Origin of the sequence: Nostoc sp. (assembly GCF_036917095.1) — a bacterium.
Classification (GTDB): Bacteria; Cyanobacteriota; Cyanobacteriia; order Cyanobacteriales; family Nostocaceae; genus Nostoc.
In genome coordinates this window covers 59,384-74,900 of sequence record NZ_JBALFH010000002.1, presented here as the reverse complement: position 1 = coordinate 74,900, position 15,517 = coordinate 59,384, and the positions used below count along the sequence as shown (strand labels likewise).

Here is a 15,517-nt window from a genome sequence, read left to right as displayed (position 1 = left end):
ACGATTAAACCGTTAAGAAATATTGAAGGGCATTAGGGTTAAATGCGAGTAGCGATCGCGGGTGCTGGTCTAGCAGGACTTTCCTGCGCGAAATATCTCACGGACGCAGGTCATACTCCCATTGTCTTGGAAAGCCGGGACGTACTGGGTGGTCTGGTTGCGGCGTGGAAAGACTCTGACGGCGACTGGTACGAAACCGGGTTACACGCCTTCTTTGGTGCATATCCTAATATGCTCCAATTGCTCAAGGAGTTGGGCATTGAAGATAGACTCCAGTGGAAAGAGCATACACTGATTTTTAATCAACCAGACAAGCCTGGGACACTCTCACGTTTTGACGTTCCAGATATTCCATCTCCTTTCAACGTCATTGCATCGATTCTTCGCAACAAAGACATGTTGACTTGGGAGCAAAAAATTCGATTTGCCGTTGGCCTCCTTCCCGCAGTAGTTCGGGGTCAGAAGTATGTTGAAGAGATGGATAAGTACAGCTTCTTAGAGTGGTTGAAAAGGCAAGGTGTTGACGAGCGGGTAACTAGTGATGTTTTTATCGCTGCATGTAAAGCGCTCACCTTTATCAATCCTGATGAAGTTTCAGCAACGATTCTCTTAACTGCACTGAATCGCTTTCTCCAAGAACGATATGGCTCCAAGATTGCATTTTTGGATGGTTCTCCTACAGAACGTCTATGCAGCCCGATCGTAGATTACATCACAGAACGCGGTGGAGAAGCGCGGTTGAATGCCCCCTTGAAAGAAATTTTGCTCAACGCCGATGGCACGGTGAAAGGATATTTGATTCGAGGGTTAAATGGGGCAGAAGATGAAGTTTTGACGGCTGATGTGTATGTATCTGCCATGTCAGTCGATCCTTTGAAAGTGATGTTGCCTAAACCTTGGAAGCTTATGGAGTTTTTCCAGAAGCTAGAAGGGTTAGAAGGAGTACCAGTGATTAACCTGCATCTGTGGTTTGACCGGAAACTTACAGAAATCGATCACCTACTTTTTTCGCGATCGCCCCTCCTAAGCGTTTATGCTGATATGAGCAATACCTGCCGTGAATACGCCAACCCCAATCGCTCAATGCTGGAATTAGTTCTAGCTCCGGCAAAAGATTGGATTGCCAAATCCGATGAGGAGATTGTGGCTGCAACGCTTGCTGAATTGGAAAAACTTTTCCCCGACCACTTTGGGGGAGACAATCCAGCAACATTGCTGAAATCTCATGTGGTGAAAACGCCGCGTTCAGTTTACAAAGCGACCCCTGGTCGTCAACAGTACCGTCCCGCACAAGTTACGCCCATTGCCAACTTCTATCTCGCCGGAAGTTATACCATGCAACGCTACTTAGGCAGTATGGAAGGTGCCGTACTTTCTGGTAAGCTGACAGCGCAGGCAATTTCTGAGGCTCTCCCGGTAGCAAATTCCTCAAACCTGCAAACGCTCACCCGACCGCCCGCAACGAATGCTGCAACTGCCTGATTCCCCCCCGCGCATGAAAACGCTGGTCTCTGTAGACGAGTCATACAAACTTTGCCGACATCTCACAGCAAAGTATGCCAAGACTTTTTACCTGGGTACTTTGCTCATGAGTCCGGTAAAACGTCAATCTATTTGGTCAATTTACGCTTGGTGTCGCCGTACAGATGAATTGGTAGATGGGCCCGCATCTGCTATTACCACGCCAGAAACCCTAGACCTATGGGAACAGCAGCTGGAATCGATTTTTGCGGGACAGCCATTAGAAAATTACGATGTCGCTTTAGCTGATACCCTCCAGCGCTTTCCGATGGACATTCAGCCCTTTCGGGATATGATTGCCGGTCAGCGCATGGATTTATATCGCAGTCGTTATGAAACCTTTGAGGACTTATACCTCTACTGTTACCGCGTTGCGGGCACTGTTGGCTTAATGTCAACAGCAGTTATGGGTGTGGATAGCACCATATACACCGCTCCGTGGCGTCAGAACAAACAACCATATCTCCCCACAGAAGAAGCGATCGCTCTGGGAATTGCCAATCAACTCACCAACATCCTGCGGGATGTGGGAGAAGATGCCAAACGGGGGCGAATCTACATTCCCCTTGAGGACTTGGAAAAATTCAACTACACCGAGCAAGACTTCTTCAAAGGTGTGGTAGACGATCGTTGGCGGGCGCTGATGCGCTTTCAAATCGAACGGGCCCGCCAATTCTATACCACCTCAGACCAGGGAATTACTTATTTAGCATCCGATGCCCGTTGGCCTGTGTGGGCAGCATCAATGCTGTACGGTCAGATTTTGGAAGCGATTGAACGCAACGATTACGATGTATTCAGTCAGAGGGCTTACGTTCCCCAGTGGAAAAAGTTACGCACTTTGCCCGTGGCTTGGATGCGATCGCAAGTCCTTTAAAAAATTAGTCATTTGTCCTTAGTCCTTAAAGTTTTATAAATAACCAATGACTAATGACTAATGACTAATGACCAATGACCAATGAAAAATGACTATTGACTCTTAAGAGCAACTCTGGTAACATTGATATTCGTGAGTCATGGAGAGGTGGCTGAGTGGTCGAAAGCGGCAGATTGCTAATCTGTTGTACGGCAGGCAACTCCGTACCGAGGGTTCGAATCCCTCCCTCTCCGTTTTCGAGCTTTTAATACACAGAGCATATTCTGTGTATAACAGTAATACTAATCTGGTGGTAAATATTTCTACTCCTAAAGATGGATGATATGATTTATCTTTTGGAGTCCTGATAAGATCCAGCTAACTGAGAAATCTAGTTTGAATCTTACTTGTAGGCTCCTAAATATCTAAGGAGTCAAAGTTATTTATGAGAAAAATTAGCGCCGCCTTAACCTTCAGTATAGCTACCCTAGCAATTGGGTTCCTAGTTGGGGCTTGTAGCGAAAATAGTACCCCCAATGGCACAGCTAACAATGGAAGTAGCGCTACCCCAGCGGCAAACTCAACTACCACAAGCAGTGCTAAAGGGCTAAAAATTGGTTCCCTGTTACCGACAACAGGTGACTTAGCTTCTGTTGGACAGCAGATGCTAGGTTCTGTCCCTTTACTAGTCGATACGGTCAACGCTTGCGGTGGGGTGAATGGCGAACCAGTTACTTTGGTGCAAGTAGACGACCAAACCGACCCCAGATATGGTGCTGCTGGGATGACCAAACTAGCAACTTTAGATAAAGTAGCAGGTGTAGTTGGTTCATTTGCCAGTAGCGTTTCTAGTGCAGCAGTCTCTGTTGCCACGCCGAATAAAGTAATGCTAGTTTCCCCTGGTAGTACCAGTCCTGTCTTTACTGAAAAGGCCCAAAAAGGCGACTATAAAGGCTTTTGGGCGCGTACTGCTCCCCCTGATACCTACCAAGCACTAGCTTTAGCCCAACTTGCCAGAAAAAAGGGTTTCAAGCGAGTTTCTACAGTTGTAATTAATAACGACTATGGCGTTGGCTTTGAAAAAGCATTTGTGCAAACTTTTGAAAAATTGGGTGGAACTGTCGTTAATAAAGGTAAGCCTGTCCGCTATGACCCAAAAGCCCAGACATTTGATACAGAAGCGTCCGCTGCTTTTGCTGGTAAACCAGATGCAGTCCTAGCTGTGCTTTATGCGGAAACTGGTAGTCTGTTTTTGAAAGCCGCCTATCAGCAAGGTGTGACGAAGGGAGTGCAAATTTTACTGACAGATGGGGTGAAATCACCTACTTTTCCAGAACAAGTTGGCAAAGATGGTGATAAATTTATTTTAACTGGAGCGATCGGTACAGTACCCGGTTCCGATGGCAAAGCACTAGAAGCTTTCAACAAATTGTGGAAGGATAAAAAGGGTGGTGCGCCAGGAGAATACGCTCCTCAAGCTTGGGATGCGTCTGCTTTATTGATATTGGCAGCACAAGCTGCTAAGGAAAATACAGGTGTTGGTATAGCTAGCAAAATCCGTGAAGTGGCTGATGGGCCTGGCACAGAAGTTACCGATGTCTGCGAGGGGCTGAAGTTACTTAAAGCTGGCACTAAGATTAACTACCAAGGAGCAAGTGGCAATGTAGATGTTGATGCTAACGGCGATGTCGTCGGTGTTTACGATGTTTGGACAGTAGGAGACGATGGCAAAATCAAGGTAATTGACAAAGTTACCCCCAAGTAGAAAGTTAGGAGTTATGAGTTAAGAGTTAGGAGTAAAACATTACGAACTCTTAACTTCTAACTCATAACTTCTAACTCTTAAAAGCCAGTGAAGTTGTAACCAACTCCTAACAACAAGCCAATATCAGTTTCATCAAAAAATCCAGCATTCACAGCAGCCGTTGCCGTAAATTGAGAATTTAGAGGCACATCAATGCCACCAGTTACCAAAAAGGCTAATTGCGAATCATCACCAGTTTTGTAAGCTCCACCAACTCCGACGTAAGGTGCAATAGCTAAGGGTTCGGTAAAAGCATCTGCTGACTTGAAGGAAAAATCGTAGGTGATAGGAAGTAGAACTGTAGTATTGTCACCAAATACGGCTGAGGGTCGCACAGAGATAGAATTTGTCAGTCCGATTTTGCTAACTACCGCAAAGTTACCGTCGCCTAAAGATGAGTCTCCACCACTCACACCAATGTTAGCAGCGACGCCAACATAGCTGCTACCGCCACGGGTCGTTCTACCTAAATCAATATCCGATTGCGCCACTTTGGGAGCAGATGGTTGAGTAGTAGTTTGAGAAGTCGGTTGCACAGGCTCAGAAGTGAGTGTCGCAGATGAGGTTGCCACTGTGCCTGGAAAAGGTGTAGGCGTTACACTGCCATTTTCTTTTACCTTAGTTAAATTTGTGATTGTAGATGTCTCAGTTGTTTCTGTAGAGACATTTTGACTCGCAGTGTCTAGTTCTGTACTAAACTCGTTGGGAGAAGCGACGGTTGCAGAAGGCTCGTTTAATGCCTGACTGCTCGCTGTGTCAGCTGTCTGGGCACTTGGAGAGACATTTTGACTTGCAATGTCTAGTTCTGTACTAAACTCGTTGGGAGACGCGACGGTTGCGGAAGGCTCGTTTAATGCCTGACTGTTCGCTTTGTCAGCTGTCTGGGCACTTGCAGATAAGCCGCTACTCAGGACTGCAAAAGCAGCGATACTTGGCAACCAAAACACACCTTTACGAAGAAAAATATTATTCACATTCACTCCTAGAACAATATTGCCACGGAAAATAAAGGATTTTGTTGATTTCAGTCAACAAATTCGGGCAATACTCAAAATTTAACACCAAAAAATTGGTTTTTACATCTTGACTTTACTGGTTTTATCTACTTAATATTTACTAGCAAAAAATTAAATACTTTATCCTGGATATCTGGAATTTGACAGATGACAAAAATTCTCTTGGCTTTAGACAAAGAGTCTATTTGTTAAAGAGGTCATCAGGATTGCGAAAACTTTTATCAAAAAACTTAGTCTACATCAACACTGAGCTTTCTTAGTATTTGTGCGAACTCTTCAGCACATTGGCATTTGTGCTGTAACTCTAATTGTTGAGGAGTCAAAACCATTTTGCTTTACTTCATAAGTGCTGGGGCTAGTTGAGACTATCGCGTCTGGAGGGAAATTATAGCGATTATATTAATTGGAACGACAAAATGATAACTCTATTGTTTCAATAAATACGAGAAAAATAAAAAGTCTTAGCCAAGCACACTGCGGCTATGAATTATGATACATGGCGCAAAAGCAAAAGCTTCTTTCGAGTGACAAGCTACCTACCATCACTTCTCTACTAGACGCTGTGCGAACAAGCGTCAATGATAGCGATCGCACAGCGTAAAGCCTTCTCTTCTCCTATGGTCAATGTTACACGAACAAAGACGCTAACGTGAATGAGAGGCTTGCCTGCGACACGCGCAAGGGACGCCAACAGCATAGCAACTCTGACGACTACAGGAGAAGGACTTGCCGTAGGCTATGGTTGGTTTACGCCATTCTCTACTAGGAATTGCGCTTTGTAACAATAAAAGTTGATTGTGAAGTGATATTACAAAGCTTGCAAAAATATTTAGAAATTGTCTACAAGACAAACATGGTTCTAACGTAGAACCTATTAGGAGAGACTTGAGGCAAATTTGATGATCGGAAATAATATTCAAAAGTATCGGTTTGTCTGTACCCTGACTTTCGGTGATATCTACGGTCAAATAATTGTTTGGTTGATTACAATTACCCTAAGTTTGGCATCAGCCTTGGCGCTAATGGGTGCCAAGCGACCCGTGTACGCTTTAGCAACAGCGGGTCTGGTCGTTCTGTTATCGCTACCTTTCTTGTTGTTTGCGTTTGTCACTACCTTGTTAAATCATATTGAACTCACTCCTGTAGGGCCTGAAACCAAAATGGAACCTATGCCAGGTAATGTGTCTCAGCAACAACCTGTGCAAGCAACTAGCTAAAGATTTAGGAGTTATGAGTTATGAGTCACTCCCTTTGTCCCATAACTCTTGATTTTTAACTTTTCACTTCTAATTTAAAAATTTGTAATAACTTCCCTGTCTATAGGCAGGGAATTTTTTTGTAGAGACGCCACGACAACAATCGCAACGCATACCTGATTAATCACCTCTCTACAATAGAACAGCAGGGTTTGCAATCAGGGGCTAATTATGCTGGAACACGATGTGATTATTGTCGGGGGTGGATTGGCGGGATGTCGCGCTGCTGTGGAAATTGCCCGCACTGACCCCAGTTTAAATATTGCTGTGGTTGCCAAAACCCACCCAATTCGTTCCCACTCGGTGGCGGCTCAAGGTGGTATGGCTGCGTCGCTGAGAAATGTTGATTCAGAAGATAGTTGGAAAGCACATGCTTTTGATACTGTCAAAGGTTCTGATTACTTGGCAGACCAAGATGCTGTGGCAATTCTCACCCAGGAAGCGCCAGATGTGGTGATTGACTTGGAACACATGGGCGTTTTGTTCTCTCGCTTATCCGATGGGCGCATTGCCCAACGGGCTTTTGGCGGACATTCCCACAACCGCACTTGCTATGCCGCTGATAAGACCGGTCACGCGATTTTGCACGAATTGGTTAACAATTTGCGGCGTTATGGGGTGCAAGTTTATGAAGAATGGTATGTGATGCGTCTCATTTTGGAAGAAAATGAGGCGAAGGGTGTGGTGATGTTCCATCTTTTGGATGGACGTATAGAGGTGGTGCGAGCCAAGGCGGTGATGTTTGCCACGGGGGGCTATGGTCGCGTTTATAACACCACCTCTAATGATTACGCTTCTTCGGGTGATGGTTTGGCAATGACTGCGATCGCAGGTTTGCCCCTTGAAGATATGGAATTTGTCCAATTTCATCCCACTGGTTTATATCCCGTAGGCGTGTTGATTTCAGAAGCAGTACGGGGTGAAGGGGCGTATCTGATCAATAGTGAAGGCGATCGCTTTATGGCGAACTATGCACCCAGTCGCATGGAACTAGCTCCTCGTGATATTACCTCACGAGCGATCGCTTACGAAATTCGCGCCGGCCGTGGTATTCATCTTGATGGAAGTGCTGGTGGCCCCTTTGTCTATCTTGACCTACGTCATATGGGCAAAGAAAAAATTATGAGTCGCGTCCCCTTCTGTTGGGAAGAAGCACACCGTTTAGTAGGCGTTGACGCGGTAACTCAACCTATGCCAGTTCGCCCGACAATTCATTATTGTATGGGTGGTATCCCAGTTAATACTGATGGGCAAGTCCGCAGTAGTGGCGATGGTTTAGTTGAGGCTTTCTTTGCGGCTGGCGAAACATCTTGTGTTTCCGTACATGGAGCGAATCGCTTGGGGAGTAATTCTCTGCTGGAGTGTGTAGTTTATGGTAAGCGAACTGGGGCTGCGATCGCACAATTTGTACAAAAACGTAAGTTACCCTCTGTGGATGAGCAACGATATGTAAGGGAAGCACAGCAACAAATCCAAGCTTTGTTAGAACAACCAGGACAGTATCGCATTAATCAAGTTCGTCAAGCCTTCCAGGATTGTATGACTGATTACTGTGGCGTCTTCCGCACTGAGGCATTAATGAGTGAAGGGTTGCACAAACTAGAAGAAATACAACAGCGATATCCACAAATTTATTTAGATGACAAAGGTAGCTGCTGGAATACCGAACTAGTGGAAGCCTTAGAATTGCGAAGTTTGATGGTAGTGGGACAAACGATTTTAGCATCAGCCCTGAATCGTCAAGAAAGCCGTGGCGCACACTTCCGCGAAGATTATTCCGAGCGAGATGATGCTAACTTTCTAAAACACACAATGGCTTACTATTCACCTGCGGGAATTGACATTCAATATCGTCCGGTGGCGATTACTATGTTTGAGCCAAAAGAGCGGAAGTATTAGTTAAAGGTAAATTTATATGGGAAATCGAGGGGGCTATAAACATTTAGTCTACCTCGATGAATAATAACGTGATTATAAATATTCTTAAAGTCTAAAAAGTAGTTCAAACGTATTAAAATAACGGTCAATATCGCTATATAAAAGTCTGGATATGCAATTCAGTGAGGATGAAATTCTGCTCATCAAGTTATGTAAAGGACTTGTGCAGATTTGCGATCGCATTAACCGAGGTGAGCCAGCTTATCTAGTCGAGGACTCACAACCGTTTCCACAGCCATTATATGAAGCATTTCAAGGATTGAGTTTGAAATGGATACTGCGGGATGAGGAAATGCGACATCCAGCTATATTGTGTATGGTTGAGGGGGCCAGAAAGTCAGTAGAGGCAGTTGAGCCAGACTTTTCCGAATTCGTCGATTATCCTGAAGACCCATTAATTGGAAATATGACGCGCCCCTCAGAAGAATGCGAAGCTTGGGCTAGCAGATACGCATTAAATTTGGAACGAGAGCAGAATCAAAGCTACATTCCACGCCTAATGGCAGAAATTGAACGACTTAGCTTACCCCACAGTACCTACACACTTTTCCGTCGATTTATTGCTGAGAACCCATTTCCTTCGGATTTAATAATTGCCTTATTTCGCTCTAATAATCCTGATATCGATCCAGTTTTAGACCTATTGATGCAAGCATATCGGGATGCACCACCGCAATCTGAGTCAATGCCATTATGCAAGACTTGCGGTGGATATTTGGATTGTGCCGCACGAGATATCGAAGGCTGTTGTGAACCATTAGAAGGACGAGTAGATAGAGCACCGATAGAAGATACCGTCATCTGCCTAATTAGACCTTCGCTCATAGAATTGCGTTTAGCTCGAACTCTCGAAAAAATGGGATTGCAAGTAGAACTATGGCCAGAACTAGACAAGGCTGATCTGAAAGTGACACTACCGACTGGAGATATTTGGGCAATTGACGCGAAAGATTGGGGAAGCGCCACCATGTTAGCTAGAGAATTAAATCAAGATACGATTCCAAATATTGGCCAATCTCAATCATTCTTTGTAATCCCAGATTACCGATGGACAAATTTAGCATACCAAGCAGCTTTTAAAAGTCGGTATAAGGGAAATTTGCCTGTTTTTTCAGAGTCAGAATTAATTAAGCGTGTCAAGGGAGTTTTGAAGTGAGAGATAGCAGTACTTTGAATGAGGCGCTAAAAAAAGTAATGGGAGGTGAATCACCACCGATTGAGATGAAATTTTCCGATTTTGCCCGTACAGAATTAATGCTTCATGCTCTGTGGACTCATTTCCCTGACCAAGCTATTCGGAAAGCACATTTACTGATGCAAGGCTACCGAGAGCCAGGTACGACAGATGCACAGTGGGATATCTTGAAGCATCTACGCCATTTAGCGCCAGAATTCCGTAGTTCAATTAGCTGGGAAATTGCTCTCCGTAGCTATGATGACGTTGCCAAAAGTTCGGCTTCTGGTTGGCTAGGTTTTGACATCGACTACCCAAGCAACAAAATTACGCCAACTAAAAAGATGGCATTGGCTCGGTATGACCTATACGAAAGGCTGCTGACTCAAGAGCCATTAAAGTTTCGGCAAACGAAATATAGACCAGCCCCGGCTGGTGACTACGAGTTCAACATTAATCCACAGCAGACGCGCACAATCAGAATTTCAAAAGAAATTGCCAATATTGGTGTAAAGTATGCCACTCAAATTCCCAGCATTAATCTTTCCAAGGATCGTCAGTCCATCAAAATACCCCTAGCTGATTTGATTAAGAAAGGAACTGAATTGAAACCTATTTTAGGGTACGACGCAGGGCAAATACTTAATCAGTCAACCTATTGGGATATTCAACAGGATCAAGAAGCTAGAGAGATTTTTATTGATGGAGAAGGTCATATTTTAGGCCCGACTGGAAGTGGCAAATCCACCCTAATTGATTGCCTAGTTGCACTCTTGGTAGATAGCAATAAAAGAGTTGCGATTGCTACAAATAGTGTAGGTGAAGTACAAAACTGGCTTGAATTTGCTCAAAAAGTTGGGATCAGGGCAGTTCCGATTATTGGAGAATCGGAACGACACAAGCACCTCAGCCGATTAAATCAGGCTGTAATGTTCAGTAACAAACAGCAGCCTTTCACCCATCCTGGTTTCAAATGGCTGTCACAATCCTGTCCATTGTATAGCTTGGCACAGCCTCAGATTCCACAAACATCAAGTGGTCAGCGTAGCAGACCACCATGCTTCGGCAAGCTACAAGATGTTAATGATCCGAATAAGGTTTATAGTTGTCCCCTAGCTCCTATCTGTCCCAGACATATTAAAGCTAATACATTAGAAAATGCCCAACTCATAGTTGGAACTTTACAAGGGTTTATTCAGAAGAAAGTTGCTCCACACAATTTGACTGAAAATATTACCATCCTTGAATATTTAGCACTAACAACAGATTTGTTAATCATTGATGAAGTTGATCTTGCTCAACCCAAGCTAGATGAAATTTTCTATCCTACAGAGACACTTGCATCTTTCGATTTGTTGCAAGATACATGGACAAGAACTGAATCTTATCAACATGTACATGGTCTGATGGAAGGCGAAGTGGTTGTGCCAGGGAGATACCGCGATCCTTATTTAGAACAGTCAGAAGATCAACGACATTTAGCCAACCGAGGAATTGGGGCTTTAATGTATTTGATGAGAAATATTACAAACACAATTAAAGGTAAAAGTTCCCGTCAAGAAATTGAAAACCTGTTAAAAGCATATACCCAGGAAGGAAGATTATTTACAGCTTGGACATTTTTTGATAAATTAGCTGAACAACTTTCAGGATTAGCACATGTTCAAAGTAGTGCTAACAAAATCCGAAAACAAACCTTATCTAAATATCAGCGTAACTACGATCGCTACCGTGAAATTTTTAAGCGAATACAAAATAATCCTGTTAGCCCTGACACCATTGGTCTTAACTCTAGTGACACAGTAGTTGCAGAACGTTTAGCATTAGTTTCTGGAGCATTATTAGCAGGAGACTTGCTCACTACAGTACCCCATCCTAACTGCAAAAAGTTTATTCAAACAACGCGATGGGATATTAAATTTGAACAACTAGAATCTGATGTCGAGCGCTTCATAGACAACCTTGCTAAATTACTGCAACTAGCCATTTATGCAGCCCATGTATTAGGTGCATTAGGTAAACACGTATCTGCTAGAGGTTACGCTAGCGTTGACCTGGAATCTACCTTACCAATGACCCCTCCAAGTGACTTTGAAAGCTTGTTACCTAATTCTCCTGTTGGTTCCGTAACTAGCGCTCAATTCCTCAACAGACAACTTAGAATATTTCGCGGGATTGCCTTGGGTAGGTCACTTCTAAGCCAATGGAATTCTATCTTCAGCATAGATGGGCTGACTCCAGCAAATTTGTTAGTTACATCAGCAACTAGTTACTCAGGAAATACTGAACAATCATATCCTTTTCATGTGCAATTAAAGCCAACTTTGTTAATTGAACCGCCTCCTGAGAAGTCTAAAGCGGTAGCGCATGACAGTGAATTCTTTTATTGCCCCGTTGTCGATGATGCAGGAAATCCTGTCTTTATCTCCGGTAGTCAAGGGGATGATCGGCAGGAGAACATTAGTCGGATGATTGCAGGACTTTGCCGTAAAAGCAAACAAGGTAAGCCACTACTTGAGCAATTTCAAGATTATTTAGCAGCAAATGTTGGTAGTGATCGCAAAAATCTGCTAATTGTGACAAATAGCTATGCAGAAGCTAAGGCGTTTTACAATTCTCTAAAAAATCCCTATCTTGATAGGGCATCTTACGTTGTTCAAGATGGTCGCTGGGTTTCAGACGATCAGGTTTCTCGGTCTAAACTCACTGAGTTTCCAGGCCGTGGTAAGGAGTTTTTAATTGCGCCAATGGGTGCTATATCTCGTGCTATTAACATGATGCATCCCTTGACTGGAGAGCCATACTTTGGTGGTATGGTGATTGCTGTTAGACAGCACCCTAGCCCAGACGATAATCAAACAGTTATCAGTGGGGTTAATAAGGAAACGATAGATATCATCGACAAACTAGCCGTCGAGGTTATTCAGAGACATGCTCGACATGCACGAGACACTTTTCTTACAATCCCGCAAATTTTTTCTCGATTACCTGATAAAATCGCTAAAATTGCGCTCAAAACGCCGCTTATCTGGACGTTAACGGTTAATTTAACTCAATTAATCGGACGTAGTACTCGCGGTGGTCGCAAAACAGTTGTCTGGTTTGTAGATGCCGCGTTTATGCCAGAAACCGCAAAGGGAAATTCGTCTGGGGATTCGGAGCAAAACTCTATTTTGTTAGCTGCCCGCAAGCTCTTGGGCAGCGCAATCAATAAAGGTGGTGCTTCTGGAAGGCTGATCAAAACCCTGTATGGGCCAGTTTATTACCCGCTAACTCGACTAACCCATTTCATTCACGGAGTGAAACTTTGAGTATTAATTACTACCAGCCCATCTACCTTGAATATAACGAGAAATTGGTCAGGGATATCACTGGTTTTGTGATGCCGTTTCCCAATTTAAAAAAATTTAATACCCATTATGGAGAACCTGAAGAAAACGCCCCAACAACTTCATTACTTAATACGATCCGATTATTGCTGCCACAGATCCGCTTTATCGACAATAAGTTGATGGTTAATGGCGAACCAAACCCCGCTACTTTTCTGGCTTATGAAGAAGTTGACCCAGAGATTCTAGCTCTTATATTCAAGAGATGGGTTGAAGTATGCTACCCAGAATCAGAACATAAAGCGTTAAAACCATATTGCAGTGTCGATCAGTTTCATTGGACTGAAGCAGCACCTAATCATCTCAAATTTTGGGCACCTTCTTGGGCGATCGCGTGGGAACTCAGCAAGCACGAATATCAACTAGGAGAAAATTCATTCAAGTTTTTATTTGGCCCAGGACGAAGCGGAAATACTGTTGAACTTGTATCTTGGCCGCCGTTTTCAAATACGCATGGTCATCGAGCATCTGTGGCGCTTGTTATATCAACTCAAAGTGATATAGATCCTAAAAAAATCAACCTTCACTTTCAGATGAAGCGTTGGATAGTTAAACAAGGAAAGGACTCAGATATTCGGTTAGAGAAACGTACTACAAGATGCTATGTTCGTAGATTACGATCTTGGCTAGGAGACTACAACCTACTACAGCCAAATGCCTTTACGGTTCTGGAAGCAAATTACCGTCGGGAAGGAACTGAGTATGTCCCCCAATGGAAAAACCGACAGGTGAGCCAAATTTTAGAACGTTTATCAGTGCAAATTCCAAACATAACGGATGTCTTGGCAAACCCATTAAATTTTCTTCAAACAGACCAGACAGATATTTTGGTTCCTGCACGAGTCTATCAGAAGGCGGGATGGGGAACAGGATTTACTTTTGAGGACGAGAGAACATTACTTAAACAAATCAAAGATATATTACCACCTAGCGTTATAATTTCTCCTCCCTGGCAAAAGATAACTGTTAAGACAGACTTGAATAAATCCATTAAGCAGCGATTTCAAGACACGCCAATTATTAATAGACCTTCCAAGGGAAAACTTCCCGATATTAGTAGAAACTTACAGGTATTCTTAGCTGAACGAGCAAATAACTTAACTATTCAAGTACGTTACCGCACAGAAGAAGTCCGAGACGCTCTTGCATTCGTTGCCAAGCATTACTTTGGCAACAGTCTCAATCTAGAGTTTTATACATCCGAAGGTTTAGCCGATCCTTTAGAAGAGATAGAAAGAAACGGTCGAACAATTATCAATGACCGTCGTATTCGAGAATTTGGGCAGCAGAATCAACCTGAACATCCAATGCCGATGATCATAGAAATTCTATCTCCAGACCATACTAGATATCGTGGTAATCAAGATCCAAAACCTTATCTAAAATCTCTTTTACCTAAATACAATTTTATTCCTCAGTGCATCTTGTCCACAGAGAAGGTAGATAATAATGAAACTGGGGAAGCCAGAACAGACGAAGATTTGCAACAGAATCTTTATAATCGTGCTCTTGCTGCAATTCTGGATGCCATTTTGCCATTCGACCTAAATTACCCTTTATCAACTCCTGACGATAACACTGTCTATGCTGCTTTGTATGTAAGTCGGCGGAACCAGACAACAGCAAGCCAAAGTTTTAATGAGCCAATTTTAGTGGCAATTTATAAGAATGAAGTCAGAGTGTTATTACCTCAGAGGGATCTGCATTTTAGAACCATGCCTGATACAATTTGCGAATTAGCAAAGCACAGAACATCTAAGGTTAATTGCGATCAAGTTATCAGTAATATGCTGACTACATTGAGCCAGACATACTCTGCTGCTGACGATATATATCTATTTGTTCACGGTCAAAATGCTCGCAGCTATTGGACTTGGTTACAAGACAGCAAGTTCGAGCCAGATAAACCACCGACAAACAAAATTCACATTGTTCGTGTACGTGACAGAATGAATAATGAAGTTCCGCAAGGATATGGACTTAATACAAAGCAAGAAACATTCATAAAAGGTACAGCCTCTTTTACAAAAGGAATGTTTATTCCACAAAACTGCCATCTGAATACAACTGCGTTTACTCAAACAGTCCTAAGCATTGCTGAAAAGTCTCGGACTAACAAATTGGCTAAACAGATGAGCCGTTATCAAGCTTGGATAGTAAGGGGATACGAAAAAGAAACTACCAAAGATGGAAAATCAATAACTAAACTTGATTCTCAGACAGGTAAGTGCATTACAAAAAATATTACTCGCAATCCCGAACGTAGAAAAGATTGGAAAACTCCGCAGCCACGCGCTCAAAATATCCTAGCAACGCCATCACCTGAGAAATTTATACTCCATCATGCAATTACACACACTCTCAGATCGCGCCATTGGTGGACTTCTGACGAGTGTGAGTATCCTTTACCTCTCTCATTAGCTGAAAAACCGAAGGAGTGGTCTTTTAATGATGGCGAATTGGAATCTTGAGAGTAATATTTTCAAATAAGAGTTGCGATCGCCTACCTAAAAGTTATCTGTGAGCATTGAGTATCAAGATGAATATGAGCTTAATATTTCGC

Annotated in this window: 9 protein-coding genes and 1 tRNA gene; 9 read left to right on the top strand and 1 reads right to left on the bottom strand. The window is 43.2% G+C overall.

Annotated features, from left to right (window positions below):
• The first annotated feature begins 42 nt into the window (after nucleotides 1–42).
• The 4 genes from pds (at nucleotide 43) to V7L01_RS00595 (ending at nucleotide 4,142) form a co-directional block, all read left to right on the top strand.
• Nucleotides 43–1,482: a 15-cis-phytoene desaturase gene (pds, locus tag V7L01_RS00610; RefSeq protein ID WP_335030973.1), complete on the top strand. Its 1,440-nt coding sequence runs from the start codon at nucleotides 43–45 to the stop codon at nucleotides 1,480–1,482.
• Nucleotides 1,466–2,398: a 15-cis-phytoene synthase CrtB gene (gene crtB, locus V7L01_RS00605; protein WP_335030971.1), complete on the top strand. Its 933-nt coding sequence runs from the start codon at nucleotides 1,466–1,468 to the stop codon at nucleotides 2,396–2,398. The genes pds and crtB overlap by 17 nt, the downstream gene beginning before the upstream one ends.
• A 141-nt stretch (nucleotides 2,399–2,539) precedes the next feature.
• Nucleotides 2,540–2,631 (top strand) — tRNA-Ser (locus V7L01_RS00600).
• Nucleotides 2,632–2,822: 191 nt separating this feature from the next.
• Nucleotides 2,823–4,142, top strand: a complete 1,320-nt coding sequence (locus V7L01_RS00595; protein ID WP_335030969.1) for an ABC transporter substrate-binding protein — start codon at nucleotides 2,823–2,825, stop codon at nucleotides 4,140–4,142.
• 77 nt (nucleotides 4,143–4,219) lie between these two features.
• On the opposite strand, the gene V7L01_RS00590 is transcribed toward V7L01_RS00595, so the two are convergent.
• Nucleotides 4,220–5,155 carry a hypothetical protein gene (locus V7L01_RS00590; protein ID WP_335030967.1) on the bottom strand — a complete coding sequence of 312 codons (936 nt, stop codon included), beginning with the start codon at nucleotides 5,153–5,155 and terminating at the stop codon, nucleotides 4,220–4,222.
• A gap of 941 nt (nucleotides 5,156–6,096) precedes the next feature.
• Between V7L01_RS00590 and V7L01_RS00585 the strand changes: the two genes are divergently transcribed.
• The 5 genes from V7L01_RS00585 to V7L01_RS00565 all read left to right on the top strand — a co-directional run bounded on the left by V7L01_RS00585 (nucleotide 6,097) and on the right by V7L01_RS00565 (nucleotide 15,425).
• Entirely contained in the window at nucleotides 6,097–6,414 is a 318-nt protein-coding gene (locus V7L01_RS00585; RefSeq protein WP_196523800.1) for a hypothetical protein, read from the top strand.
• 210 nt (nucleotides 6,415–6,624) lie between these two features.
• A complete protein-coding gene (locus tag V7L01_RS00580; RefSeq protein ID WP_335030965.1) occupies nucleotides 6,625–8,352 on the top strand; it encodes a succinate dehydrogenase/fumarate reductase flavoprotein subunit in 1,728 nt (575 codons plus the stop codon).
• Between the two features lie 151 nt (nucleotides 8,353–8,503).
• Nucleotides 8,504–9,547, top strand: coding sequence for a restriction endonuclease-related protein (locus V7L01_RS00575; protein WP_335030963.1), 1,044 nt, complete (start codon nucleotides 8,504–8,506; stop codon nucleotides 9,545–9,547).
• Nucleotides 9,544–12,876, top strand: a complete 3,333-nt coding sequence (locus tag V7L01_RS00570; RefSeq protein WP_335030960.1) for an ATP-binding protein — start codon at nucleotides 9,544–9,546, stop codon at nucleotides 12,874–12,876. The genes V7L01_RS00575 and V7L01_RS00570 overlap by 4 nt, the downstream gene beginning before the upstream one ends.
• Nucleotides 12,873–15,425 (top strand): pPIWI_RE module domain-containing protein, encoded by a 2,553-nt coding sequence (locus V7L01_RS00565; protein WP_335030958.1) that lies wholly within the window; start codon nucleotides 12,873–12,875, stop codon nucleotides 15,423–15,425. The genes V7L01_RS00570 and V7L01_RS00565 overlap by 4 nt, the downstream gene beginning before the upstream one ends.
• The last annotated feature ends 92 nt before the right edge of the window (nucleotides 15,426–15,517 follow it).